The organism is Paenibacillus sp. S25 (genome assembly GCF_019454085.1).
GTDB classification, from domain to species: domain Bacteria; phylum Bacillota; class Bacilli; order Paenibacillales; family Paenibacillaceae; genus Paenibacillus; species Paenibacillus polymyxa_B.
Window position 1 is genome coordinate 3818307 of record NZ_CP073683.1, and the last position, 24875, is coordinate 3843181.

General features: G+C 45.2%; 11 protein-coding genes (1 of these 11 only partly in view). 1 reads left to right on the top strand and 10 read right to left on the bottom strand.

Annotated elements, in window-relative coordinates:
- From KAI37_RS16640 to KAI37_RS16685, 10 genes are all read right to left on the bottom strand, one after another.
- Window positions 1–4433: the 5' end (the start) of an SDR family NAD(P)-dependent oxidoreductase gene (locus KAI37_RS16640; protein WP_220029850.1), read on the bottom strand. The gene continues 15256 nt to the left of window position 1, outside the view; only the first 4433 of its 19689 coding nucleotides appear in the window; its start codon is at window positions 4431–4433; its stop codon lies off the left edge, out of view.
- Entirely contained in the window at window positions 4417–15558 is an 11142-nt protein-coding gene (locus tag KAI37_RS16645; protein ID WP_220029851.1) for a hybrid non-ribosomal peptide synthetase/type I polyketide synthase, read from the bottom strand. The genes KAI37_RS16640 and KAI37_RS16645 overlap by 17 nt, the downstream gene beginning before the upstream one ends.
- 186 nt (window positions 15559–15744) lie before the next feature.
- Window positions 15745–16494, bottom strand: a complete 750-nt coding sequence (locus tag KAI37_RS16650; protein WP_023989389.1) for a polyketide synthase — start codon at window positions 16492–16494, stop codon at window positions 15745–15747.
- A 45-nt stretch (window positions 16495–16539) separates the two neighbouring features.
- Entirely contained in the window at window positions 16540–17301 is a 762-nt protein-coding gene (locus tag KAI37_RS16655; protein ID WP_071641657.1) for an enoyl-CoA hydratase/isomerase, read from the bottom strand.
- Window positions 17298–18560, bottom strand: a complete 1263-nt coding sequence (locus KAI37_RS16660) for a hydroxymethylglutaryl-CoA synthase family protein (protein WP_071641659.1) — start codon at window positions 18558–18560, stop codon at window positions 17298–17300. Before KAI37_RS16660 ends, KAI37_RS16655 begins: the two co-directional genes overlap by 4 nt.
- 15 nt (window positions 18561–18575) lie before the next feature.
- The gene (locus KAI37_RS16665) at window positions 18576–19814 is read right to left on the bottom strand and encodes a beta-ketoacyl synthase N-terminal-like domain-containing protein (RefSeq protein WP_071641661.1); all 1239 of its coding nucleotides are present in this window, start codon (window positions 19812–19814) and stop codon (window positions 18576–18578) included.
- Complete coding sequence (locus KAI37_RS16670) at window positions 19811–20050, bottom strand: acyl carrier protein (protein WP_071641663.1); 240 nt, start codon at window positions 20048–20050, stop codon at window positions 19811–19813. The genes KAI37_RS16665 and KAI37_RS16670 overlap by 4 nt, the downstream gene beginning before the upstream one ends.
- Window positions 20051–20099: 49 nt before the next feature.
- On the bottom strand, window positions 20100–20852 hold the full coding sequence (locus KAI37_RS16675) for a 4'-phosphopantetheinyl transferase family protein (RefSeq protein ID WP_071641665.1): 753 nt from the start codon (window positions 20850–20852) through the stop codon (window positions 20100–20102).
- A 141-nt stretch (window positions 20853–20993) separates the two neighbouring features.
- The gene (gene loaP / locus KAI37_RS16680) at window positions 20994–21515 is read right to left on the bottom strand and encodes an antiterminator LoaP (RefSeq protein ID WP_061828474.1); all 522 of its coding nucleotides are present in this window, start codon (window positions 21513–21515) and stop codon (window positions 20994–20996) included.
- A gap of 493 nt (window positions 21516–22008) precedes the next feature.
- The gene (locus KAI37_RS16685; protein ID WP_071641667.1) at window positions 22009–22686 is read right to left on the bottom strand and encodes an MBL fold metallo-hydrolase; all 678 of its coding nucleotides are present in this window, start codon (window positions 22684–22686) and stop codon (window positions 22009–22011) included.
- Between the two features lie 963 nt (window positions 22687–23649).
- Here KAI37_RS16685 and cysK point away from each other — a divergent pair.
- Window positions 23650–24588: a cysteine synthase A gene (cysK, locus tag KAI37_RS16690; protein WP_275955737.1), complete on the top strand. Its 939-nt coding sequence runs from the start codon at window positions 23650–23652 to the stop codon at window positions 24586–24588.
- Window positions 24589–24875: the final 287 nt, after the last annotated feature.

Genomic DNA, 24875 nt, shown 5'->3' on the forward strand with positions numbered 1-24875 from the left:
GTCGAATAGTCAGCCTGTCCCGGATTGCCCAGGCTACCCGATATGGAAGAAAAGAGCACAAAGAAGTCCAGGTTCTGGCCACTGCTTGCCTCATCCAGATGGACCAGTCCGCTTACCTTCGGTCCCAGCACCTCCATAAATTCTTCACTAGTTTTTTTAATGATGAAATTATCGTGAATCACCCCTGCACAGTGGATAATCCCATGAACACGTCCAAATTCCTGCTGAATGCTGTTCAATAAATCGATAACGGTGTTTCTATGGGTGATATCCGCTTGCCTGTACACCACGCTGGCTCCTAAAGACTCCAGCTCCTGTAGCCTCGTCTGCTTGTCTCGGTCCAGCGGCGACCGCCCCGTCAAAATGCAGGTCGCTGCTTGCGTCTGCCGGGCAATCTCTTCTGCAACCAGCAGCCCCAGACTGCCGGAGCCGCCGGTAATCAGATAGACCCCACCATCTCTCCATGGAAGCCCCTCTTCTTGCCCAGATGTTTCAAGCCTGCTCCAGCAAGCGATTGTCCGTTGTCCGTTCTCATAGCGAATCCAGCTATTCATCGGGCTACGGCTGTTGTCCTCCAGCTTCGCCAGGATGCCTTCCGCCTGTTCTCCCTGATCCACTTCGATCAGCTGCCCGATGAATTTCGGGTTTTCCAGCCGGGCTGTCTTCAACAGTCCCGAAAGTCCCGAAAAGAGCCGTTCTTCCCCGGCGTTCCGCACCAAAATTTGGACCAGCACCCTCCCATCAGACTTGTCTTTGAGTATGTTCTGGATGCTCTCAAAGGCCTGAATAGCATAGGCCTGGAACCGTTCATCAACCCGGCTCTTCCCGGATTGAAAGGCAAGCACCTGCACAGCTCCGTTCAAACTCGCTTCGAGTCGCTCGTGCAAAGCTTCGTCTGGCTCACAAAGCAAGACCATTCGCCGATTATAGGCAGGGACTTCGGCTTCCAGCGGTACATTCTTCTTTTTCCATGTAGGTTCAAATAGCAGTGTACGGCTACTCGTAACGGCAGGCGCTTCCGCAGCTCTGGCGACCGTAAATTTTGGTTCACGCTCTGCCGCTCTGCCGCCTGTAATTTTGTCCTCACTCTTAGGCGCCCAATACTGCTCTTTTGCAAAAGGATAAGTTGGCAACGGAATCCTAGAGTACTGTTCATTTGAAAACAAACACTCAAAGTCTAACGAATATCCCTGAACATACAAATCTGCAATCGTAGTCAAAAGCTCCAAATACTCGCGGGTATCGCTTGCATTTTGACAATTGTAAATACATTCATCCCCGTATCTTTTCAAAGATGTTTGTATGCGTTGATCTTTTTCGTGCAGTTCAGAATGATAAACTTGAGAAGCACTGCCTTTTTCCAGCCACTTTTTAAGGGACATAACAAGCTCGCCTTGATTACGGGCAACACAGGCAAGCCGATGATTACAGTGCTTTCTCCCAAGCAATAATGTATAACTCATATTACCGCAATCCGCCTTAGGCTCCTGTTCACAATAAGCAAGCAGTTGCTCTACCTGCTGGCGCAATTGTTTTGAAGTCCGTGCCGACAGCGGAATGAAATAACCTGGCTTTTCGGAATGTCTCCGTTCCGTCTGTGGAGCCTCTTCTATAACCATATGAGCATTCGTACCGCTGGCACCAAAGGAGCTGACCGCAGCACAGCGTCTGGCTCCAGGCTCAACCTCCCAGTCCTGCAGATACGTATTGACATAAAAAGGACTATCCGCAAACTGAATATTTGAATTGCCCGACCGGAAATGAAGTGTAGGAGGAATTTGCTTATTCTTTAATGACAATAACAGTTTGATCATTCCCGTAATTCCTGCCGCAATTTGCGTATGGCCAATATTCGTCTTAATGGACCCTATAGCGCAATATTCCTTCTTGTCGGTATACTTTCTAAAGGTTCGAGTCAGTGCCTGATATTCAATGGGATCTCCCAATTTGGTGCCAGTTCCATGTGCTTCCACCATCTGGATTTGCTCTGGGTGGATATGAAATGTATCGTATACATTTTGCTCGAGTCGCTCCTGAGATTTCTGACTTGGCGCAGTAAGTCCATTCGTGGTACCGTCCTGGTTGATCGCTGAGCCTGAAATCACTCCATAGATGTGGTCTCCATCAGCAACAGCTTCATGAAGTCGCTTGAGCACAATCGCGCCAAGCGCTTCTCCCGGAACCATTCCATCTGCCCTGTCATCAAAGGTATAGCAGCGTCCCGAGCGAGACAGCATCCCTGCCCTGTCACCATACAAATAGCAGCGAGGGGTCGTATGAATATAGACACCACCCGCTAAAGCCATATCCGTTTCTCCGGTCCATAAGCTTTGGCAAGCCAGATGAACTGCAACTAACGAACTGGAACAAGCTGTATCTACAGCTATTGCTGGTCCGTGAAGATTCAAGTAGTAGGAGATCCTAGCCGGAATCACGGAACCCATATGACCCCAAAGCGCTTGTGGAGGCAGGTCTTCACCCAGCAATTGTTGGTAATCTCCCTCGGCACAGCCCACATACACTCCACAACGGCGACCCTCCATCCCTGTCCCCGCATAGCCAGCATCTTCCAGAGCATGCCACGCTTCCTCCAGGAACAATCGCTGCTGCGGATCCATATAGGTCGCTTCCAATCCTGAGATATTGAAAAAAAGTGGATCAAACTTATCAATATCCCCCAAAAAACTGCCGTGATTGCAGTAGCTTGCATGTTTTTCCTGGTATTTCGAAAGATCCCACCGGGTTACCTCTTCCACTAAATCGTCACCGTTCTTAAGGTGATTCCAAAGCTCATGTACATTATCAGATCCAGCAAACCGCCCGCTCATTCCAATAATCGCAATGGGCTCCCTTGGTGTTAAAGCTTTCTCTTTATCCTTCTTATTGGGTCTGTCCTGCTCAAAGGATATACTTGCCGTTTCAACAGGATGAATCGTATAATCCGTGTCTTTAAGTTTTTGGATGTCGCGACTAGCATCTTCCATGTTGTCTATTGGATTAGCGCTCTGGTCCAAGACTTGTGAAACTTTATCTCCATATTGGCTTAAAATGTATAGCGTCAGTTGTTTTACCGAACTGTAATCGAAGATGTCGGTAGTTTGCAAATGAATCCCCAGCCCCTGATTGACAGCCTGCACAAAGTTAACGCCAAGAATGGAGTCCAGCCCATAATCTGCGAATGACTCATGAATATCAATCATAGTAAAGTCCACATTCAAAGCCTCTACCAGCTTCCCTACGATAAGCTCCTGGACATACTCTTCAGCCATCTCGCTTGTTACATCAATATCTGATCGAATTCCTTCGTCACGCTGTTTCATTTGAGATTTGTCGTGTTCAGGCTCCTGTTTGTTCAGAATCATACCATCGCTTTCCGCCACAATAATTTGTTGACCTATATCATGCGCTTCCTGAGCGGGGAAGAAAACGGACCGGAAACCCTCCATTTCCAATACCCTTTGCCAACTTTCGGGATATAACCCGGGAGAGCCTGGAATGCGCAGCTCCGGGTCATTATAAAGCCACCATCCCTCTAAAAGGCCAAAGGATAGATGGTTTAACAGAGAGTTACCGCTGATTTCATTTATAAGAATCAGACCGTTTTCTCGCAGCGCCGCTTTGACATTGCGTAACGTTTGGCGAATGTTCCGTGTGGCGTGCAATACATTGGTGGCAATCGCAATATCATATCCACCTGTATCAATATCTTGTCCCTGAGCCAACTCTTCCACATTAAAAATTTGATAAGTCAGGTAAGGATTTTTCGGACCGTATTCTTTTTGTGCATGTAATAAAAATGCTCTGGATTTGTCGGTATAGCAATATTCTTGAATATACTCCCGATAAGGTTCGAGCTTCTGGAAGACCAAAGCGCTAGTACCTCCAGTGCCTGCACCAATTTCAATGATTCGAATCGGTACCGACGGGTCATGCTTAATCCGCTCATTCAGATAGGAAACTACGATATCTCCCAACACTTCATTAAAGTAATCCGCTGCAGGACTGTTCTTATATATACCCTCTACCAGTTTCATAGAGGAATTAGGAAAAATGATATCGGTGGCTGGTATTTTCCCGGTTAAAATTTCCGGCAGCTTGCGCAAGGTTGATTCCACCAAAAATACCCAGGCTGAGAGATCCGGATTTTTCAGCCACGCCCCTTTTTTCCATTCCCACTCCTTCCATACAGCCTGCAGATCGACCGGAGCGGTACCCGCTACGCTATATGACTCTCCATTACAGTACAAATACTGATTCCGTACCAAAATCTCTATGCTTTCTTCAAGCCAACGATCGTATAAATTCAGTAAGGCGGTTTTTGTTTTAAAATCTGAGATCATAGCTTTCTTTTCCATTTGCGCATATGGACATAATCCCATCAAGCGCAAATGGCTCCATAACAGCCTGCATAAGATATCATTCATTTCCTTCATCTGTAAGCCTCCATTCCCGTTCAGCCCCTCGTGTCGCTCCGTCCTGTTCCGAGTAAGCTTTGCTGTCGACTGTAGTCGAGGACATTGTCTCGTATGCAGCCGCTAGATAAGAAAGATCTGGCATCTTCTTTATTTTTACACTGGCAGAAATATGACTCTGGATGTTTTGGATATACGAAGGAATAGCTTCGGGATTTGAAGCAGCGATGTCTTCCTTATTCATTTCCGAAACATTTGCCGTTTTGGCAAGTGTCTTTTGGGCAATGAACGAATCTATTGGCTTTACAGCATCTGCAGATTCAATGGAAGCCGATTTAGTTTTAATATCCGTGATCCAGTACCGCTCCCTCGCAAAAGGATAGGCTGGCAGGCTGATTCGCCGCGGCTTGGCATCCCCATAAAGCATGTTCCAATCCATCGCCAGTCCCTTGACCCAGAGATCAACTACCTTCGAATATTTCCTTTTCCCTATCCAGGCAGCAATCATTTTCTCCATGTCTTCATCTTCGATCAGCGCCGTCAGCGCCTCCTTATTCCGTTTGACCTGGCCCCGGTACAACTCAGGGATTCCGTCCCGTCCTTCCAGGAATCCTTCCAGCTTGTCCACCAGCTCCTGCATAGACCCTGCAATCACTGCCAGCCGCTCTTCCATGGCTTCGCGTCCCACCTGCAGCGTGTATGCCACATCGGCCAGACTGCTTTCGCTGAGCTGTCCTTCCCGCATAACAGCTAGCAATCTCTCGGCCTGCTTTTTCAGTCGTTCTTCATTTTTGGCCGACAATACGATGATTGCAGGCTTTTGAGCCGTAACGCTCATCGGCACCTTCTCTTCCGCAATGTACTCTTCGATGATGACATGCGCATTGGAGCCTCCCGCTCCAAACGATGAAATCCCAGCAATCCTCGGATATTCCCGCGTCTCTCCATCGATCTCAACCACCGGCCGCTTCCATTCCCCCAGCTCCTGCTGGACGACGAACGGCGTCTGACCGAAATGGATGTTCGGATTCAATTCTTGGGCATGCAGGCTGGGAACCAGCGTCTGGTTTTTCATCTGCAAGATGATTTTCCCAACCCCGGCGATGCCCGCTGCCGCCTCCAAGTGTCCGATGTTGGACTTCACAGAGCCTATGGCGCAGAATCCAGTATCCGGTGTATCCTTCTTGAATGCCTGGGTCAGACCCGTCACTTCAATCGGGTCTCCCAGCTCTGTACCTGTCCCGTGAGCTTCAATATAGCTGACCGTCCGCGCATGGACCCCCGCTCGCTCCAGTGCCGACCGGATCAGTTCCCCTTGGGCTGTCGGGTTCGGCACCGTATAGCCGTTGGTCTTGCCTCCATGGTTGATACTCGTCCCCCGGATCACCGCATGGATGAGGTCCCCATCAGCGATCGCCTTGGACAGCGGCTTTAATAGGACGACCCCCGCGCCTTCTCCAGGGACAAACCCGTTGCCTCCTTTGCCGAAGCTCTTGCACTGCCCGTCTATCGACAGCATGTGGTTGGCGCAAAGTCCGACATAGCTGAGCGGATGGAGATACAGATTTACTCCGCCAGCAATAGCCATTTCGCATTCTCCGCGGTACAGATGCTCACAGGCTTCATGAATCGCGGTCAACGAGGATGAACACATCGTGTCGATCGGCATGCTTGGCCCTTGCAAATTAAAGAGGTACGAAATCCTATTCGCTACTGAACTAAAGGATATTTGGGGAAATATTTGCGCTCCCTTCTTCCATAATTCCGGCCCATAGAGTTCGTAGCCCGTCTTAGTAATTCCAGCAAATACGCCTACCCGGCGGTTATGCCGCACCGCAAGCTGTTCCCGAGTATAGCCCGCGTCCTCCAGTGCTTCCCAGCAGGCTTCAATGAACAACCTTTCCTGCGGGTCCATACCGAGTGCTTCCCGTGGCGAAATATTGAAAAACAGTGGATCGAATTCTGCAAAACCTTCAATAAAGCTCCCCCATTTGCTGTAGCTTTTTGCATTCACCACCGCTTCCTGTGGATCAGGATGGAAGAACCCTTCCAGCGTCCAGCGGACACGCGGGATTTCGGTGACACAGTCCTTCCCTGCTTTTAGATTTTCCCAATATTCGTTCATATCCCTGGACCAGGGATACTTTCCAGCCATTCCAATGATCGCTATCGGTTCACGCATTTCCGCAGGAGCAGACCCGGCCAAGCTTTGGACGGGCTTCGCTTCCGCCTTTACCGGAGCCGGCACGGCTTCTTCCTCGGCGTACAACGGTGCCGCAAGTATTTCCTCTACAGAATGCATGTCATGGCTCATCCCGGCCCACTGCATACATTCCTGCGGGTATTCCGCCACAAAATATTCCGTCAAAGCACGCAAAGTTTGGTACTCATAAAACAGCGTCTGGGACAGTTCTCCAAAAAAGCCCGCCAGCTTGGCATTGAGCTGGGTAATTATAATCGAGTCGATTCCATAGGTTTCCAGCGGTTCATTGGTTTCAATGCTGCCGACGCTCAGCCGGGTTACCTCTCCAAACAGCACCTTGAGACAATGCAAGGTTTTGTCGTAGAGCAAGCCTGCATCCAGCATAGGTACGCTTGCCTGGTTAGGTACTGCCTGAATGGCACGGACACTGGCTTGTGAAACGGCTTTCGCCAGGTAGGCCTCAATTTTCTCAGGTTCCCCCTCCATGACCATCACCTGCTCCTTGCCGGAGGCCAAGCTTTGGTACAACGCCCTCATTCCCGACCGAGTCTGCATGGCTGTAATGCCCATGTTTTGCGTCATGATCTGTTCCGAATCCGCATCGATCCGCATACCGCCCTCTTTCCACAGCGGCCAGCGGATGGATAACGTCTGTCCCCGCCGTTGCTTGGCCCCTACCAGCGCGTTCCGGTATTCGGCGTATGCATCCATAAAGGCATTGGCGGTCGAATAGTCAGCCTGTCCCGGATTGCCCAGGCTACCCGATATGGAAGAAAAGAGCACAAAGAAGTCCAGGTCCTGACCGCTACTCGCCTCATCCAGATGGACCAGTCCGCTCACCTTCGGTCCCAGCACCTCTATAAATTCTTTCCTTGTTTTTTTGATGATGAAGTTATCTTGAATCACCCCTGCGCAGTGGATGATCCCATGGACACGCCCATATTCCTGCTTGATGCTGTTCAGTAAATCGATAACCGTCTTCCTGTCGGTGATATCGCCTTGCCTGTACACCACGCTGGCTCCTGAAGACTCCAGCTCCTGTAGCCTCGTCTGCTTGTCTCGGTCCAGCGGCGACCGGCCCGTCAAAATGAAGATCGCTGCTCGCGTCTGCTGGGCAATCTCTTCTGCAACCAGCAGCCCCAGACTGCCGGAGCCTCCAGTGATCAGATAGACCCCACCATCTCTCCATGGATGCCCCTCTTCTTGCCCAAATGTTTCAAGCCTGCTCCAGAAAGCGGTTTTCCGTTGACCTTCCTCATAGCGAATCCAGCCATCCATCGGGCTTCGACTGTTGTCCTCCAGCTTCGCCAGGATACCTTCCGCCTGTTCTCCCTGATCCACTTCAATCAGCTGCCCGATGAATTTCGGGTTTTCCAGCCGGGCTGTTTTCAACAGTCCCGAAAGTCCCGAATAGAGCTGTCCTTCCCCGGCGTTCCACACCACAATTTGGACCAGTACTCTTCCCTTCGGCTTGTCTTTGAGCATACTTTGGATGCTCTCAAAGGCCTGAACAGCATAGGCCTGGAACCGCTCATCGACCCGGCTCTTCCCGGATTGAAAGGCAAGCACCTGCGCAGCTCCAATCAAGCTCGCTTCGAGTCGCTCGTGCAAAGCTTCTTCCGGCTCACAAAGCAAGACCATTCGCCAATCATAGGCAGGGGCTTCGGCTTCCAGCGGTACGTCCTGCTCCTTCCAGGCAGGCTCAAATAGCAGTGTACGGCTACTCGTAACGGCAGGCGCTTCCGCTGTTCCGGTTCTAACTACTCCGGCCTCAACCTCAGGAGCCCAACAACGCTCCTGAGCAAAAGGATACGTAGGTAGACTTATTCTTTTCGGTATGACATTGGAATATAGCAATCGCCAATCTATATAGAAGCCTTTGGCCCACAACTCTGCCAGCTTGTTCATTTCACGATTTGCAATCCATTTGCTCATTAATTCCTTGAAAACTTCTTCCTGTTCAAATAATTGCACTGAATTTTTTGACTGATTGTTTTCTCCCCTCCAGCAGTTCTCGATAGGTTCTTGTTCACTCGTGAACAATTTGAGCTTTTGTACCAGCTCGCTCGTATTCTTTACGATAAAAGCTACCCGGTTTTTCATTACCATTCGTCCTGTCTGAAGCGTAAAGGATACATCCGACAAATTAATGTCTTCAGAAGCTATCAAAAAATCTGAAAGCTCTTGTGCATACACTTTAAGACGATGATGATTCCTTGCAGATAATAGAATCAGATAGACAGCTTCTTCGTTCACAGAACTATCTTTAAATCGTTCTGATTCAGCATTGACTACAAATTGTTCAAAAATGGCATGAGCATTAGTTCCGCCTATTCCAAAGGAGCTTAACGCCGCCCGATGGGGAGCCGACGCATTCTCCCATTTTTGGAGACTATCAACAACATAAAAGGGTGAATCAGGAAAATTGATATCAGAATTCGGTTTTTCGTAATTAAGTGAAGGAGGAATCTCATTATGGTATAAGCTTAAAGCAACTTTAATGCACCCCGCCAAACCTGCTGCAGTATCCAGATGCCCGATATTGGTTTTGACCGATCCAATACCGCAAAATTGTTTTTTGGTTGTATACTGCCTGTACGTTTCATTTAAGGCGGCAAATTCAACAGGATCGCCCAATTTTGTTCCGGTTCCATGCGTCTCGATATAACTGATAGATTCGGGATGAATTCGGGTTGATTCTATCGTCTTCTGAATAACCTCAGCCTGACCTTTGACACTTGGGGCATAAAATCCTAATTTGTCGGTTCCATCGTTGTTCACACCTACTCCCCGTAAAAGCGCATAAATATGGTCACCGTCTCTAATGGCATCTGGCGCTTTCTTCAGTAGAACAACCCCAACCCCTTCTCCGCCAATCATTCCATCTGCTGACTCGTCAAAGGCTTTAATATGTCCATCACTGGAGAAATTCAAGCCAGGTTGATGCACATAGCCTAAACTAGTGAAAGGAAAGATCGTCGATGCTCCGACTAAAGCGTATTTGGCCTCACCGGATAACAGGCTTTGCGAAGCCAGACGCAATCCGACTAATGAGGAAGAGCAGTTCGAGTGCACAAACAAACTCGGACCTTTAAATCCCAATTTGTGAGAGATCATGGTAGGAATTGTCCCACCCTGTGCTAAAATCCAGGTTACATATTCATCCGCGTTCTTCAGGACATTAGGTGATTGCGACGCCAAATTTGGGATAAATGCTTGATAGAAACTGCTGCTTGCCGACATATACACACTGGTTTCAGGAATTTCTTTGCTAATATAGCCAGCATCCTCAACGGCTTTCCATGAATGCTGCAACAGCAATTTCATTTGAGGGTCCATAAACTCTGCATTTTTCTGTGATAAGCTGAAAAACTCAGGGTCGAAATACTCTTTTCCTTCAATTGTGCATCGTCCGGGAACATAGCCTCGATTCCCGACGATTTCTTTTTCCAACCCTAATCCAACCAATTCTTCCTCGGAAAAGAAGCGGACACTCTCTACCCCTGCCCTCAAATTGTTCCAAAACTCGGCATGGTTTTTGGCCCCCGGAAAATGACATGAAATCCCTATAATTGCGAGACTATCCTCAAAATAATCTGGGTAGGGTGGCTTGAGGTCATCTTCGCCTGAATCCATTTTCGGTAAGGCTGTATTTTCAGCTGTATCTGTTTGTTCCGGTGTATGTGACTGTTCTGTTTGAAAATCAACATTCTCGCTTCTTGTTTCTGTAATGTAGGCACTGAGTTCCTTAACTGTCGGATACTTGAACAATGCTGTCACCGAAATATCGCATTCCAACAATTCCTTGACCCTTCCGATCATCTCTGCTGCTGAAAAAGAATTCCCGCCTACGTCAAAGAAAGCATCATCTGTACTTAGATCATCAATATTTAGAAGTTTTTTCCATACCGTTAGAACTTGATGTTCAACATCCGATTGTGGTAAATGGATCTTTCTTGTTGTTGCTAACTCTATCCTGCGACTCATTAATTCTTTTCGATCTATTTTCCCATTTGGGGTCAAAGGCAGCTTATCTAGCTCTATAAAAAATGCTGGTATCATATAATAGGGCAAGAAAGTTTTTAAATAGTTTCGCACTTCCTTCGGATCGAGAGGAGGCTTACCGGACTCGGAATTGTTCAGCAAACAGTAGGCAACAAGCTGCTTATTCCCCCCCTGTTCCTTGGCAATCACAACACAATCATCGATTCCTGGATATGTTCTGACCTGACCTTCAACTTCACTCAGCTCGATCCGAAACCCGCGAATTTTCACTTGATAATCCATCCGTCCCACATACTCAATAGAGCCGTCCGAAAGCCACCTGCATAAATCTCCAGTTCTGTAGAGCTTGGTTTCCGGATTGAATGGGTTGTCTATGAACTTTTCAGCCGTAAGCTCTGGCTGGTTCCAATAGCCTCTGGCCAATCCGCTGCCCGAAATAAAAAGCTCTCCCGGAAGACCGACAGGCACAGGTCTAAGATGTTTGTCCAAAATGTAAATCTGGGTGTTTGCGATAGGCTTACCGATCGAAATAGGCTTATCTGTGTCGATCTTTTGAATTGTAGACCAAATTGTGGTTTCAGTCGGACCGAACATATTCCATGCGTCACAGCTGTTATGAACAAAATAAGATTTCAACGTTTCCGAAAGGGCTTCCCCTCCGCAGAGAACTTTTATGTTCTCTTCGTTCTTCCAGCCGGCTTGAAAGAGCAGGGTCCAAGTCACAGGAGTAGCTTGCATAATTGTCGGTTTTATTCTTTGAATTTCCCGCTTAAGTCTTTCGGCATCCTTTATGTTTTTGGAGCTGCAAATATAGCATTGAGCCCCCTTAATCAAAGGCAGATATAATTCCAGTCCCGCTATATCAAAGCAATACGTTGTCACTGCAAGTAGCTTGTCCTGCTCTGTTAAACCGGGCTGCTCTCCCATGGACATAAGAAAGTTGGTCAACGCTTTATGTGGAATCATGACCCCCTTGGGTTTCCCTGTACTTCCAGAGGTATATATCACATATGCCAAATGGTGAGGTTGCACTTCCCGTTTGATTGTCTTTCTACCCTTCACATCACTTTTCAGATGATCCCAGTCTTTATCAAGGACAATACAGCTAACGTTGTTCCCTTCCAAGCGTGACACTTTCTCCAACAACCCCGATTGCGTAATAACCAGTGAAACATTGGAATCCTGAAGCATATACTCCAATCGGTCCTCCGGATATTCCGGATCGAGCGGCACGTAGGCTCCACCGGCCATCAGGATTCCTAATAGCCCAATCACCATATCTAAAGAACGTTCCATGCAAATCCCCACAAGAGTATCAGGAGTTACCCCATGTTTCTGCAAATATAAGGCCAGCAAAGTGCTCTTTTCTTTTAGTTCCCCATAGGTAAGCGATTCCTTTTCATATACAACTGCAATAGCTTCAGGTGTTTTTCTTGCCTGTTTTGCGAATAATTCAGGGAAGCACTTATCAGAATAACTTGTTCCGGTAGCATTCCAGTCATTAAGGATGATGTCCTTTTCCTCTGGTAAGAGTAATGAATGCTCCTCCAAGGGCCAAGCGGGATTCTCCATAATTGCTTCCGCTAATTCTATATAACGCTCTGCCATCTGTATGATGGTTGAATGATCGAACAAATTGGAGCGATATTTGATATTTAATATCATTTCCTCTTCCTGCTCTTGCAGTTCCAATACCAACTCATATTCGCCTTCTTGGTGAATTTCTTCAACCAATTCGACGAAAAAGATATCTTTATATGGCTTGCAAAGTTGCTGAAAGCTTGAAGTTGGAAGGAAGTTTTGATATGAAAAGGCTGCTTGGAAAATAGGTGAGCTCATCTGCATCCGCGGCACATTCAATTCTCGGACCAGAGCCGGAAAAGGATACGAGGCATGATCCATTCCATCGATTACTGTCAGCTGCAATTTTTTCATGAAATCCAGGAATGTCTCTGTTTCCGATATCTGACTCCGTATTGGAAGCATATTGACAAAGTAGCCGATTAACTTATCAAAACGCTGCTCCGGGCGCACCATAACTGGCATTCCAACAATGATATCTTCCTGTCCCGAATACTGGTTAAGCAATACCGTATACATACCTAACAAGACTGTGGACAAGCTCGTATATTGCGCTTGGGCAAAAGACTTTACCCGTTTGACCCATTTAAGCGGAAGCGGCTTGGAATATGTTTGTGCTTCCATACTTTGAGCCGGAAAACTAGAGCGGTCATATGGCAGCTCCAGGGTCGGTAAAGCACCTGACAGCTGTTGTGTCCAGTAGGAACGATACTTCTCCCCTTCTGCACTCGCTAACATCGTTTGCTCCCATTTAACAAAATCGCCGTAGCTCGCTGCGGGTGGCAACACCGTCGATGACTTTCCCTGTACCACATTTTTATAGGCATCTAAAAAGCTTTGTGTAAACATGCCGAAAGAACTTCCATCAAAAATAATATGGTGGATGACAACCAGTATGAAATGTTCCTGTTCAGATCTGGACATAACATAAATACGCATCAAAGGATCCTGTTCCAGCATGAATGGTTGCTTTGCTTTATTCCTAATAAATGGAATAATATCATCTGCTTCCAAGGCTGAAATATCCTCCACTTGCACATGAAGCGGCTGCGTGGGCTGCAGCTTTTGATAAGGTATCCCATTTTCCTCTTCAATCACACTTTTTAAAATAGGGTACTGTTCTAAAACGATGTGAAAAGCCCGTTTAATGCTCTCAATCTCAATCTTCGTATTAAACCGGAGGCATATTGGTATATTGTAAGCATTCATCTCAGGGGACATTTTATGTAATAGCCACAACCCTTTCTGCACTTCAGAAAGCGGATTCCTTCGGAAACTGAGCGAATTTTTCTCAGTATTGACCTGTACAGTGGATTTATCTTCTTCCACCTTTTGGGCTAAATATGCCGATAATAGTTGAATCGTCGGGTTCTCTAAAATTTCTCTTGCTTTAACCTTGATCGGATAGGACTTCTCAAGGCCGCGTATAAGCTTCATGACAAGAATAGAATCGATGCCATAACCATGAAGATTTGTATTCAAATTCATTTCCTCGTGCTTGAGATTCAGTTCCCAACACAAAAATTGCACTATATACTCCTGAATCTTCGACTGAACCAACGAAACGGCATTAATCGTACTGTCATGGTTTTCTGCGGCGGTTTCTTCCATATTCGAATGTGATGGTGAGAACGCACTCCGATATTGATAAAGTGCTTGAAGCTCTTGTTTGATGTAAGCATTGCGGCAGATCTTTCTTTGGATTTTCCCACTTCCTGTTTTGGGTATACTTCCCTTAAGCAGCAAATAAATATCGTAAATTTCAAGTTGATGCGTATTGGATACGGCATTCAGTATGTTTTCGACCAGACGTTTATATTTCTGCTCATGAAGGGGCACTTCAATTTCCTGTACGACGATTACTTTTTCCTGACCATTGATTTCAGAGGAAAATACAGCGATGGGCAAGGTCAACTCTGGCATATTCTTTTGGATGGTCCATTCAATATCGACGGGGTGATGGTTTTTGCCGCGAATAATGATGACTTCCTTCTCTCTGCCGATGACATAGATATGATTATCCGCAATGAAGCCAAGGTCCCCGGAACGAAAAAAGCCGCCTTCTTTTGTATCAGAAAGGGCTACCTCAAAAGTGCTATTCGTTTCTTCCTTCCTGTTTAAATAACCCTCTGCCATCCGTGCGGATTTAATCCAAATCTCGCCGACTTCCTCCGGTAAGCATTGTGTATGCCTTTCTGGATGAACAATCCGTATTTGCGTCGGATCTTCGATCTCCCCACAGCTCACTACAGACTTCGATTTATTCTTTTCATCCGTGTATTGGACTCTTCGTTGCTCCAAGCTAGGAATATCCAAATTTAGGAATCTCATCGACTGACCTGGTTTTATACTGGCGACAGGGCACAGCTCCGATAAGCCAAGGAGGGGACAAAATATATCCTCTCGTAGCCCTAATGCCCAGAATTTATGGATGAAGTTCTCGTAAGTTTCCTTCCGGATGGGCTCACCTGCACATATAATCGCTTGGAGATGACGAAGTGAATATTGCTTAATTGAAGCTATGTCCAGCGTGGAGCAGCAATAATCGAACGCAAAATTTGGCGCTGCCGTATGGGTAGCCTGATACTTGTCAATCATATGAATCCAATTTTCCGGATTTTTAGCGAAGCTTTCTGGCGGGAGAATAATGCTCGACGCCCCGTTTAAAAGTGGGACTAAAATATTGTTATGCAGTCCAAAAGCATGGAATTGCGGCGTCCAGGAAACAACACGACTATTCCGGTCAATTCTCCATTGCTCGGCCTTGGCCTGATTCATCAAGCAGCTGTGACTAAGGATTACGCCTTTTGGCAAGGATGTTGAACCCGATGTATACATCAAAAGAGCAGTATCCTGCGGCGCTGGCATTCTCATCTCTATCTCAACGTCAACGGTGTCTTCTTGAAAGATTTCATCAATATTCAGGATGCGGATTGAATTAAACTCCTTCCGTGTTTGGAGAAATGCTTTGAAGTCCGTATTAGTTATGATACATACAGCTTGGGAATCCTTATAGATAGGCATCATCTTCTCAAAGATTTTTTCATCCGGCTCCGAATCTGTAATAGGTGTAGGTATGGCCACGATATTTGCATAAAAACATGCTAGCATGCTGCTGATATATTCCAGGCCCTGAGGAAATACAAGAAGTGCCCGTTCCTGCTCAGCCAGTTCTTTCAATAGGATACTGCCCAAAGCCTGTATTTGATGTAGAAGCGTATTTCCGGAAAGAATTTGAGGACTCTGGCCTTCTTTCTCAAACGTAAATAACTCTTTTTCAGGAAATTCCCGGCAAGTTTCAATAAAAGAAGCGATCGGAATATCAAGGTTCCATGTTTGGTCATGTTTTCGCATCATTCTCCACCAACTCCTCAAAACACAAAGTTTATATAACATGAGCTAAAGGCTTGTCACCCTGTCCATTTTGAGCTATTATTCACATTTGAAGCATTTCCAGGAGTTGCCTGCTAAAATATATCAAAGAAAAAACGAGTGATGAGGAAGGCTATATGCCTATTGCATGCTCTTGTATATAAAATTCGGTTATTTTCCAAACAAGTTGATAATTCGTTCTTTAACCTCCGCTTGATGAAAGGTCTTCTCATGCATGATAAGCTCTTGTTCTACGATTTTGGGAAGCTGTTCCCGGAGTGGAGCAACCAAATGATCCTTTAGCGTGATTAAAGAAAATCTGGGTTTCTCGGCTAGCTGCCGGGCAAGATCCATTACATAGCCCATCACTTCTTTGCGGGGCAGGGTCGGAAATGGAACTCCCCGTTTTTCCAGTTCAACCCCTCGATAATTGCCCCCATTTAACAATAGCTCTTCTCCCAAGCTGAACCCTAGTTTTTTAGGAATAATATACGTGGCACCCATTCCCGGTGTGAATCCGTATCTCATAAAATTAGTCGTGTACACACTTTCCCTGCTTAGGACTACAAAATCAGAAAATAGCCCCATTACAAAGCCTCCGCCCACCGCATGTCCCTGCATGGCAGCTATCACTGGAACTTTGCAGCCCAATGCAAGTGAGTAAATATTTTCATCGGTAAACTTCGAGATTCCTTCATGTAAAGCCAACAGTCCTTCTTGCGTCCCACCCGTGGCAAAGTAATTATCGTATCCTGTTAGAATTACGACTTTGCAGGTTGAATCTTCTTGGATCGTCTTGAACGCTTGTCTTAGTCCATGGGTCATTTCAAGCGTAAATGTATTTTTATGAACTCTATCTTGCATTTTCACTTGAATAATACCTCGTTCGATTTCAAGTAATTCAACCACGGATTGTGACATTATGATCTTCTTCCCTCCTGCATTCCCATCTTGTGGCGTACGCCATCAATCCATCCACGGAAATTGCCCCGTTTCGACGTACCGGAAAATGCCCTTAAGATTTTGAGCGTCTGAAAACACCTCTTGATTGGACGCCAACGCTAGTGGTTTACACTGACGCAAATCGTTGAGTTCATCCATAAAGCGCTTGTAGCGTAAAATCCCATGCTTGCTCAATCGTCTGAGGCGTAATAAATGCTTGCGTAGCACCATCTCACTCTGAGCATCGTACGCATCAACCAACCCCCATACATGGGCCTGTTGAACCGAAACGGGCTGCGTCATTAGTGTTAAATAATGCGCTTTTTGGAATCCAATCCTGCGGACTAAAAACGGTAGAACGCAAGCAGGAAAAAGTCCGAATAGCAATTCTGACAAGCTGAACTGTGCCGTCTCGTCGGCTATCACAATATCGCTGGCAGCAATAAATCCGACACCGCCAGCGTTTGCTTTTCCTCGCACATGAGAAATCGTGATATAGGGCCCAGTTGCTAGTTTTAACCACAGATCATACATAGGCTCTGGACTCATTGCATGTTCTTGTCCACTTTCCACTTTCTCACGCATTCCCTCAAAATCCGCACCAAAACAGAACACCTCCGGCAAACCTTCCAAAACTACGATCGTAACTGACTCCTCACACAGTGTAAGTACATGCAAGCACTCCTCGATGAGGGTATTATTAATCGTATTATTTGCCTCCGGTCGGTAAAAGCGAATATAACAAATCGATTCTTGAAAACGAACCTGAATCGTTTGATAACTCATGATTCCCACCTGTATTTACGGTGGAATTCATAGATTTCTTCCAAATACAACCGCTGTCTACCTTTCCCGGAAGCTATCACCCCCGGAATCAATTGAAAATCCAGCTTGGCGTTGCGGGTTCCGAACCGTACGGCGCCACTGCCTTTTAGCAGGGATTCATATTCATCCATAGTTAACTGATAGCGATCATTCAAATTACGCTCAATTTCAAAACGCCGCAGATGTTCCTGGCTTTGCGGCATAACAACCCCGCTATAAAATTCAGAGCAGCAGCCTGAGCCGTAGGAAAAACAGCCGATTCTCTTTGGAGCATCGAATGTACCCTGATCAATCGTACCTGCCAAGGAGAGGTACAAAGTCGCCCCCATAATATTTCCAACCCGTTGGCAATACGCCAATCCGGGCTTAACACGTTGTAAATAATCTGCCTCAATCTCATTTGGTTTGGATTGAGTCAACCTTCGCATCATCGTGCGATGCGCCCCTTTTACCATTCCGCCAAAAGGAGTATGAAAGGCAAGATACTGAAAGGTATCTTTATAATCCACTCCTTTCACCCGTTTTTGATATTCCAAAAACGCTTGCTCGCAACAGTCCAGATAGGACATTAAAGACAAATCTGCATCCCCAGCCTCGCTATCTGGAATCGGCCGGCAAGTATCCATCACCTCATAGCCGTAATATCCATTAGCGCCTGCATCGATTTGAAAAATATGAGGATTTTCACTAATGAGCATTGCCACGGCCCCTGCGCCTCCACTTGGCTCAGCATAAGACCAATCCTCACTCAAGACATCCCCGCCTTCAGCAGCAATAAACCGTGAAATATCACTGGCAATTACAAGCGCTTTTGCTCCTGGCGAGACCTGAGAAAGAATAAAATTCACCGCCATTTGGAGTCCAGCAGTACCGGAATAGCAGGCTTGCTTGAGCTCGAATAATCTGCAATTCCGATTCAACCCCAAATAGTGGTGAATATATGTACTGATTGATTTCCCAAAATCAATACCTGATTCCGTACACGTGATAAGCATTTCGATTCTGTTTTTTTCCGCTTCTGAAAGAGCGTCCACCAGCGGTTTTGCCGCATTTACTCCAAAGGTAACTGGATCTTCATAAGGCAGGGCAACCGCCTTTTCTTTCATTAATAAATTTTCGAACCTTGCAGGATCCAATTGCCTGTGTTGGGCTAATTCCATAACATCCAGATAGGCAGAGCCACCAAAAACGTTCATTGCCTCAATTCCCACGACAACCATAATCGTTCCCCTCTCTCAAATACACGACTCACATTTTTGCATACAAATGGCCGTATTGATTCCACCAAACCCCATGCTCAGATTCATAGTATTGTGAATAATTGCTGGTACGGACTCATTCTTCACCCAATTGCAGTCCAATTGGATAGGCTCCTCCAAATTACGGGTAGGGTGAAGTCTCGACTCCGACATTTGTAAAAGAGTAGCAATAATTTCAACAGTTCCTGCCGCGCTCAAGCCATGACCGATAATGGATTTGGTTGCATTGATATAGGCATGTGACAATTTGCAATCCTGTAATGCCTTTATTTCTATCTCGTCTCCAACGACCGAGCCTGTCCCATGGGGATTAATATAATCAATCTCTTCCGGTAGCAGCTTTGCTTTCTCCAAAGCTCTTCTAATCACTCGGGCTTCGCCTTCGTAGGAGGGATTGGGATTCCGGTTTCGATCCATTCCCATATCCCATCCTGCAAGTTTGGCATAAGGTTTTTCCCGACGCCTCACGGCAGAATCGGCCCGTTCTATGACTACAACCCCGCAAGATTCCCCATAGATGAACCCGTCCCGCGACTGATCAAATGGACGACACGCCATTGCAGGTTCATCGGCATATCGGTCGCTTCCCATCGCTCCCAAGGATCGCAATGCCTGGCATTCCATATACGAAATATCCATCAATGCCCCCATTGCAATGCAAACATCAACACGATTTGCTTGAATGGCCTCAATTGCTTGAATGATTGCGACTTGTCCACTCGCGGATGCACCACCGACGGTATAAGCTAACCCCTGAATGCCGAACTGTTCGGTACATAGCCCGCACAAATCAGTATCCATAAAGGAAAGCCCATAGGTCGGCGGTACAAAGCACATTTTTTCCCGGTAGGCCTCATAGGTCTGAAATAGCTCCCGTTGCTGAAAATTGGAGCCTCCAACCACCAGTCCAATACGGCTAGGATCAACGTTATCCAATTGGGCATCATCCCAGGCTTCTTGAAGGGTTACCATGGCCACCTGCCCCGAAAATGATGCTGTACGTAACATTCGTTTGGATAATGCCTTCGGATAAGACAAGGGTGGCAGTTCCGCACCTATAAATGAAGCTTTCCCCCTTCTGCCGGGGCGTTGCATGACGCCAAATGCATGCTGCCCTTTGAACAACGCCGAGGCAAAAGCAGCCTTCCCCTGCCCAATCGCCGAAGTCACGCCAATCCCCGTAACGACTAATTCAGACTCTTCATAATTTTTCATAATTTCGCATAAAGTGCATCTGTCAATTCCCCTATATTTTTCACGCCGGACAATTCGACACGCGGAATATTAAGAGATAATGTTTCCATCGCCTTGTTTACAATTTCGGCCCGATCTACTGAATCTGCACCCAAATCCACTAATCGATCGCCATACTCGAACGTGTGATCCTGTAATTCGGGAAGCACTTCGCAAATACAACGTTTAACAATATCGAATACTTCTTCCTTATGCATGGGTATCCTCCTAAAAAACAAATGATTTAAAACTCAACAAACCTGGTATTCAGTAAGCATGACCTACAAACGTATTTCGATGAAAACTTGCATTGAATTCCTCATAAAGCCGAGAAGTATTCATACTCCATTCCGTCTTCCTCGGTGCTACAATCGTGCAGATATAGTCACCTAACCGGTAAGACTGGGCAGCATATTGTGGAAAATGTGAAAATGTACTTTGGAAGTATCCATCCATAGATCTGGTCTCATTCATTTCAAGTACATGCAGCGATGTTGTAAAACCTGTGCGCAATATTTTCGACAGGGCCTCCTTCACTGTCCAAAAAACCGTCAATAAAGCTGAGTACTCCTCTATTCCCCGCACGACAGAGATTCTTTCCTTTTCTTCCGCCGTCAGTTGGCTTTCAATTGTCTTATTTCGCTTTGAATCAATCCTCTCAATATCAATGCCCATGGGATGTGCTTCGGGAAAAACAACAGCTGCTCCGATATAGTCGCAGTGGGCAATGCTCACCTGATAGCTGTGGACACCCTTGATTCGAAGCATGGGCTGGCCGAAGACACCTGACTCCACACTTACGTTGCGCAGGTCTGGCTCACTTAACAGCACCGAAACTGCTTGTTTGGCACTTAGCCTGCCAAGCACAAAGTTGGATTTCCGCCGATGGAATACCAAACTCTCGAAGTAACTACACTCATCCGAATGAAAAACTTCCCGATCAAGGGGAGCGTCAGCGTTATAATCTGCATGGACAAAACTGACGGCCGCCTTCATCACGGCATCTTCCCGCTTCAACATTAGTTGTTCTGCATACGAGGCTACGCATATCCCCCCTAGTAAACTACTAACTTAACAGTCCAAATCAAAAAAGGCCTTCAAATCCCTTATGGGTTCTGAAAGCTTCCTCATGGAGTATGAACTCGTCACGAGTTCTCCACTTTAAACCTTACTTATAATTTCCAAAGCCACTCTCACTAACCTAATATCACCCATAAATTCTAACTGAATGACCGCTTGTCGTTTATGTCTATCTATTTTCTTAACTATACTCCCCCTTCCTTTAAGTGGGCCATCTAGGATACGTATATTGTCTCCTTCAATAATTCCAGTTGATGATTCTATACAATAGCTATCATTGCATAGACTTTCTAACATTTGTTTCTCCGAATCTCTCATTGAAGCTTCAAACTTCGAGTATCTCAATAAACGAATGATATCACTAGAAGTGCAAATCATTGAATTTGTACTGGTTACGAACTGCAAGTCAGGTAAATTCGACTCAATAAATACATAGCTTGGGAACAAAGGAGCCCATTCTTTCTTTACTATTCCTGCTACTTTAAAGAGTCTCTCTTGGAGTGGTATAAAGGGTTTGTAGACTTCAGAATCCAACCACTCATTAATAAGCTGCTTGACCTGTTCTTCCCTACCCGTTCGCACAAAAAACACGTACCAGCTCACTTAACTCATCTCCTATTAAAACGTACTGCCAAATCATCTCCTATAATGTCTACTGCCCATATACATAGCTTCGCCCTTTCACTTATCCTACTTGATAAGCTACAATCTCTCACGATATATCCCTCATTGATGGTTAACGTGACCCGCCAGCGATTAACCACAGACAAGTTCCTTTATTTTTCATATAATCATATAATTGGAATAATGTTTTTCCATTATAATCCTCTACTCAAACCCTGTCAATTCACAGTTGATTGGAAACGGCCAAGTTCATGATTGGATTCGCAAACCTTTCTGAAAATGCTCAATTTGAAGTCCTTATTATCTTTCGAATACAGCTTCAACGTTTCTGGCGGCTCATAAAAAAACTGATCCGAGTGTTTTACTCTAGTTGACTTGAGCATCTCGGGCACAAATAAGTGATAGATCGTTATGTATTATTTTTTATATTCAAGATTTTCTCTCACCATTAGAACTGGGCCACAATACAGACTCATTTGAAATCGAACAGGCCCTTTTGGTTCGGACGCATTCTAAATTTAATAAAAGATTCCTTACTCGTAAATTGAAAATAAATATTTTCATCCATAAGGTGATTGAGTGTAAAACCAGGCGCTTTACCAAATGAATGAGCAGGATAAATTTGAATACAGTCATCAATTTCTCGCTTTATTTTTTGAACACTATTATATAATTCTATTGGATTTCCTCCATTTGGGTCACAAAAGCCACAACCTTCAATGAATATTGTATCCCCAGTAAATAAGCGATCTGATAAAAGATAGCATACACTTCCCGCGGTATGTCCAGGGGTCAAAAGACTTTTGATTTCCGTTTCACCGACCTGGATTGAATCCTTGTCTTTAATTGAATGTAAATTTCTACATCTAAAATGATAAAAATCGATTTCGTTTGTTGACATGAATACCTGCGGGTTATATTTTTCCAGGAGTGGATTTACCAAATTAATATGATCCCAATGTGAGTGAGTTAATAGTATCGCTTTGAGATCGCCATTCAATTGTTGAAGATAGGACTCTACCTTTAATAAATCCCATGATGGGTCAACAATAGCTATGTCTCTTGTTTTCTCATCCATTACAAAATATACATAATTGATGAAATTCATAAAACAGACTCTTAACTGTTCCATATGAAAAGTCAGATTCATATCAGCTTCACCGAACCACCTTCCCAATGGTTAATTAAAAACAACAACATTCTGATTTAAGGTTTTGGGCCCCTTCATTTTTTTGGAATTACTTACCATTTAATTATAAAGGCCTAATTTCGTTGTCCTATGATTATAACAATTTATGCAATAGAAAGGCTCCAACTCTCTGTTACAAGATCGCTTAATTTTACCAAAACAAAAAACGCCTCTCCGCATATTAACGGTGAGACGCTTTTGTTGGTTCTGTGTACCTGTTACGGAGTATTCCGCAGGTACACAGAACCTCGCATTATTTTCATTCATTTAACTTTGATGTGGCCGTTATAATTCAAGAATGCCGAGGACCGGGATCGAACCGGTACGGTAGTCACCTACCGCAGGATTTTAAGACATGAGTTTTTAATATACTGTAGTGGCATACAGTTCCAAAATCCAGTATACTCAAGGCTTTTATGTGTTCGTATATGTTCTCATTTAAACTGTATTCTACAAAAATACTACAGTCTGTCCCCAATTTGTCCCCAATAAAAAGAGCAGAAGGATTAATTCCTTACTGCTCTTTTTGCCTTCTACTAAATACAAAATCATTATCCGCCGCCCACTAGGTTAGCGGGTAGTATCTTTTGCCGTATGTGTTGTCTTACCTCATGCCACTATCGTTTATTGTACACTGTAATCTAATTTCTATCCTCCGACGCATCCTAGGAAAAAGCCAGTTTATTATGAACCGTGATAATTATTCCGAAATAAAAAAATGATACACGGTATACATTCTTAATGACTCTCTTGGTTCTGAATAAGCTTGAACTACTTTTTATGAGTAGTAACTTTAGGCTTAGACTGTCTCCATCCGTTCCCGCTCCGTACTATGAATTAACAGGGCATGGTTATGAAGAAAACTTCGTGATAATATCTATGTCATAGTAAATTGATATGAATAAATTGTTTGGAGGGATAATTTTGACTAAAATTCACCAAAAGTTGACAGAATTAATTGGAAATACTCCTTTGTTAGCACTGTTGAACTACAGCCAAATCCAAAATATTGAGGCAAGCGTGGTAGCGAAGTTGGAATATTTTAATCCGGCTGGTAGCATTAAGGACCGCATTGGATATGCTATGATTAAAGATGCTGAGGAGAAGGGCTTAATCAATAAAGACTCCGTTATTATCGAGCCGACAAGTGGCAATACTGGAATCGGACTTGCATTTGCAGCTGCGGCTCTTGGATATAAACTTATAATTACACTTCCTGAAACGTTTAGTATTGAACGTCGTAAGCTTTTGACTGCGTTTGGTGCTGAGCTTGTGTTAACACCGGGATCCGAGGGGATGAGAGGCGCTATCAAACGTGCTGAGCTTTTGGCTGCCGAAACACCAAACTCTTTCATACCACAGCAATTCAGCAATCCTGCCAATCCAGAAATTCATCGCAAAACTACAGCGGAGGAAATCTGGCAGGATACAGACGGCGGTGTAGATATTTTTATCGCGGGCGTAGGTACAGGTGGAACTATTTCGGGCGTTGGCCAAGTATTGAAGGAACGTAAACCTTCTGTAAAAGTGATAGCCGTTGAACCGTTCGACTCACCAGTGCTGTCTGGCGGTACTCCAGGTTCACATCAACTACAAGGACTCGGTGCTGGTTTCATTCCAAATAACTTTAATGAAGAATATGTGGATGAGGTTTTCAAAGTTAAAAACGAGGATGCGTTTGAAACTGCACGCCTGCTTGCCAAAACAGAAGGGCTGCTTGTTGGTATTTCTTCTGGGGCTGCGGTTTATGCAGCAACACAAATTGCGAAGCTTCCAGAAAACAAAGGCAAGACGATCGTGGTCATATTGCCTGATACAGGTGAGCGTTATTTGTCCACTCCGCTTTTCTCAAACGTAGAATAATAACAAAAGAGGCAGGAATCTCCCTGCCTCTTTTGTTAATTTTCCAAGTACACAAGCAAAAGCGCATAGAATTGTTTCATTAACCTGAATTGATTTCTTTCTTCGCTAACGGTCCATTTTTTGCACAACAAATGGACCGTTAGCGAAAAAAAAGTTACCTTGGCCCAGCGCGATGTTGTTGAAGCTCATCAGGATTTTTCTGTAAAAGTAGGCTTCCCCGTAGCAGTATTGTACCAATCTGTAAGCCTCTTTCTTTAACTTGATTCGGGTGTAGCGCATCGTCATCA

Bases quoted from the DNA above. Each gene is read 5' to 3' on its own strand.
- KAI37_RS16645 (WP_220029851.1), bottom strand. From the start codon at position 15,558: ATGATGCGAAAACATGACCAAACATGGAACCTTGATATTCCGATCGCT.
- KAI37_RS16650 (WP_023989389.1), bottom strand. From the start codon at position 16,494: ATGTCACAATCCGTGGTTGAATTACTTGAAATCGAACGAGGTATTATT.
- KAI37_RS16655 (WP_071641657.1), bottom strand. From the start codon at position 17,301: ATGAGTTATCAAACGATTCAGGTTCGTTTTCAAGAATCGATTTGTTAT.
- KAI37_RS16660 (WP_071641659.1), bottom strand. From the start codon at position 18,560: ATGGTTGTCGTGGGAATTGAGGCAATGAACGTTTTTGGTGGCTCTGCC.
- KAI37_RS16665 (WP_071641661.1), bottom strand. From the start codon at position 19,814: ATGAAAAATTATGAAGAGTCTGAATTAGTCGTTACGGGGATTGGCGTG.
- KAI37_RS16670 (WP_071641663.1), bottom strand. From the start codon at position 20,050: ATGCATAAGGAAGAAGTATTCGATATTGTTAAACGTTGTATTTGCGAA.
- KAI37_RS16675 (WP_071641665.1), bottom strand. From the start codon at position 20,852: ATGTTGAAGCGGGAAGATGCCGTGATGAAGGCGGCCGTCAGTTTTGTC.
- KAI37_RS16685 (WP_071641667.1), bottom strand. From the start codon at position 22,686: ATGAATCTGACTTTTCATATGGAACAGTTAAGAGTCTGTTTTATGAAT.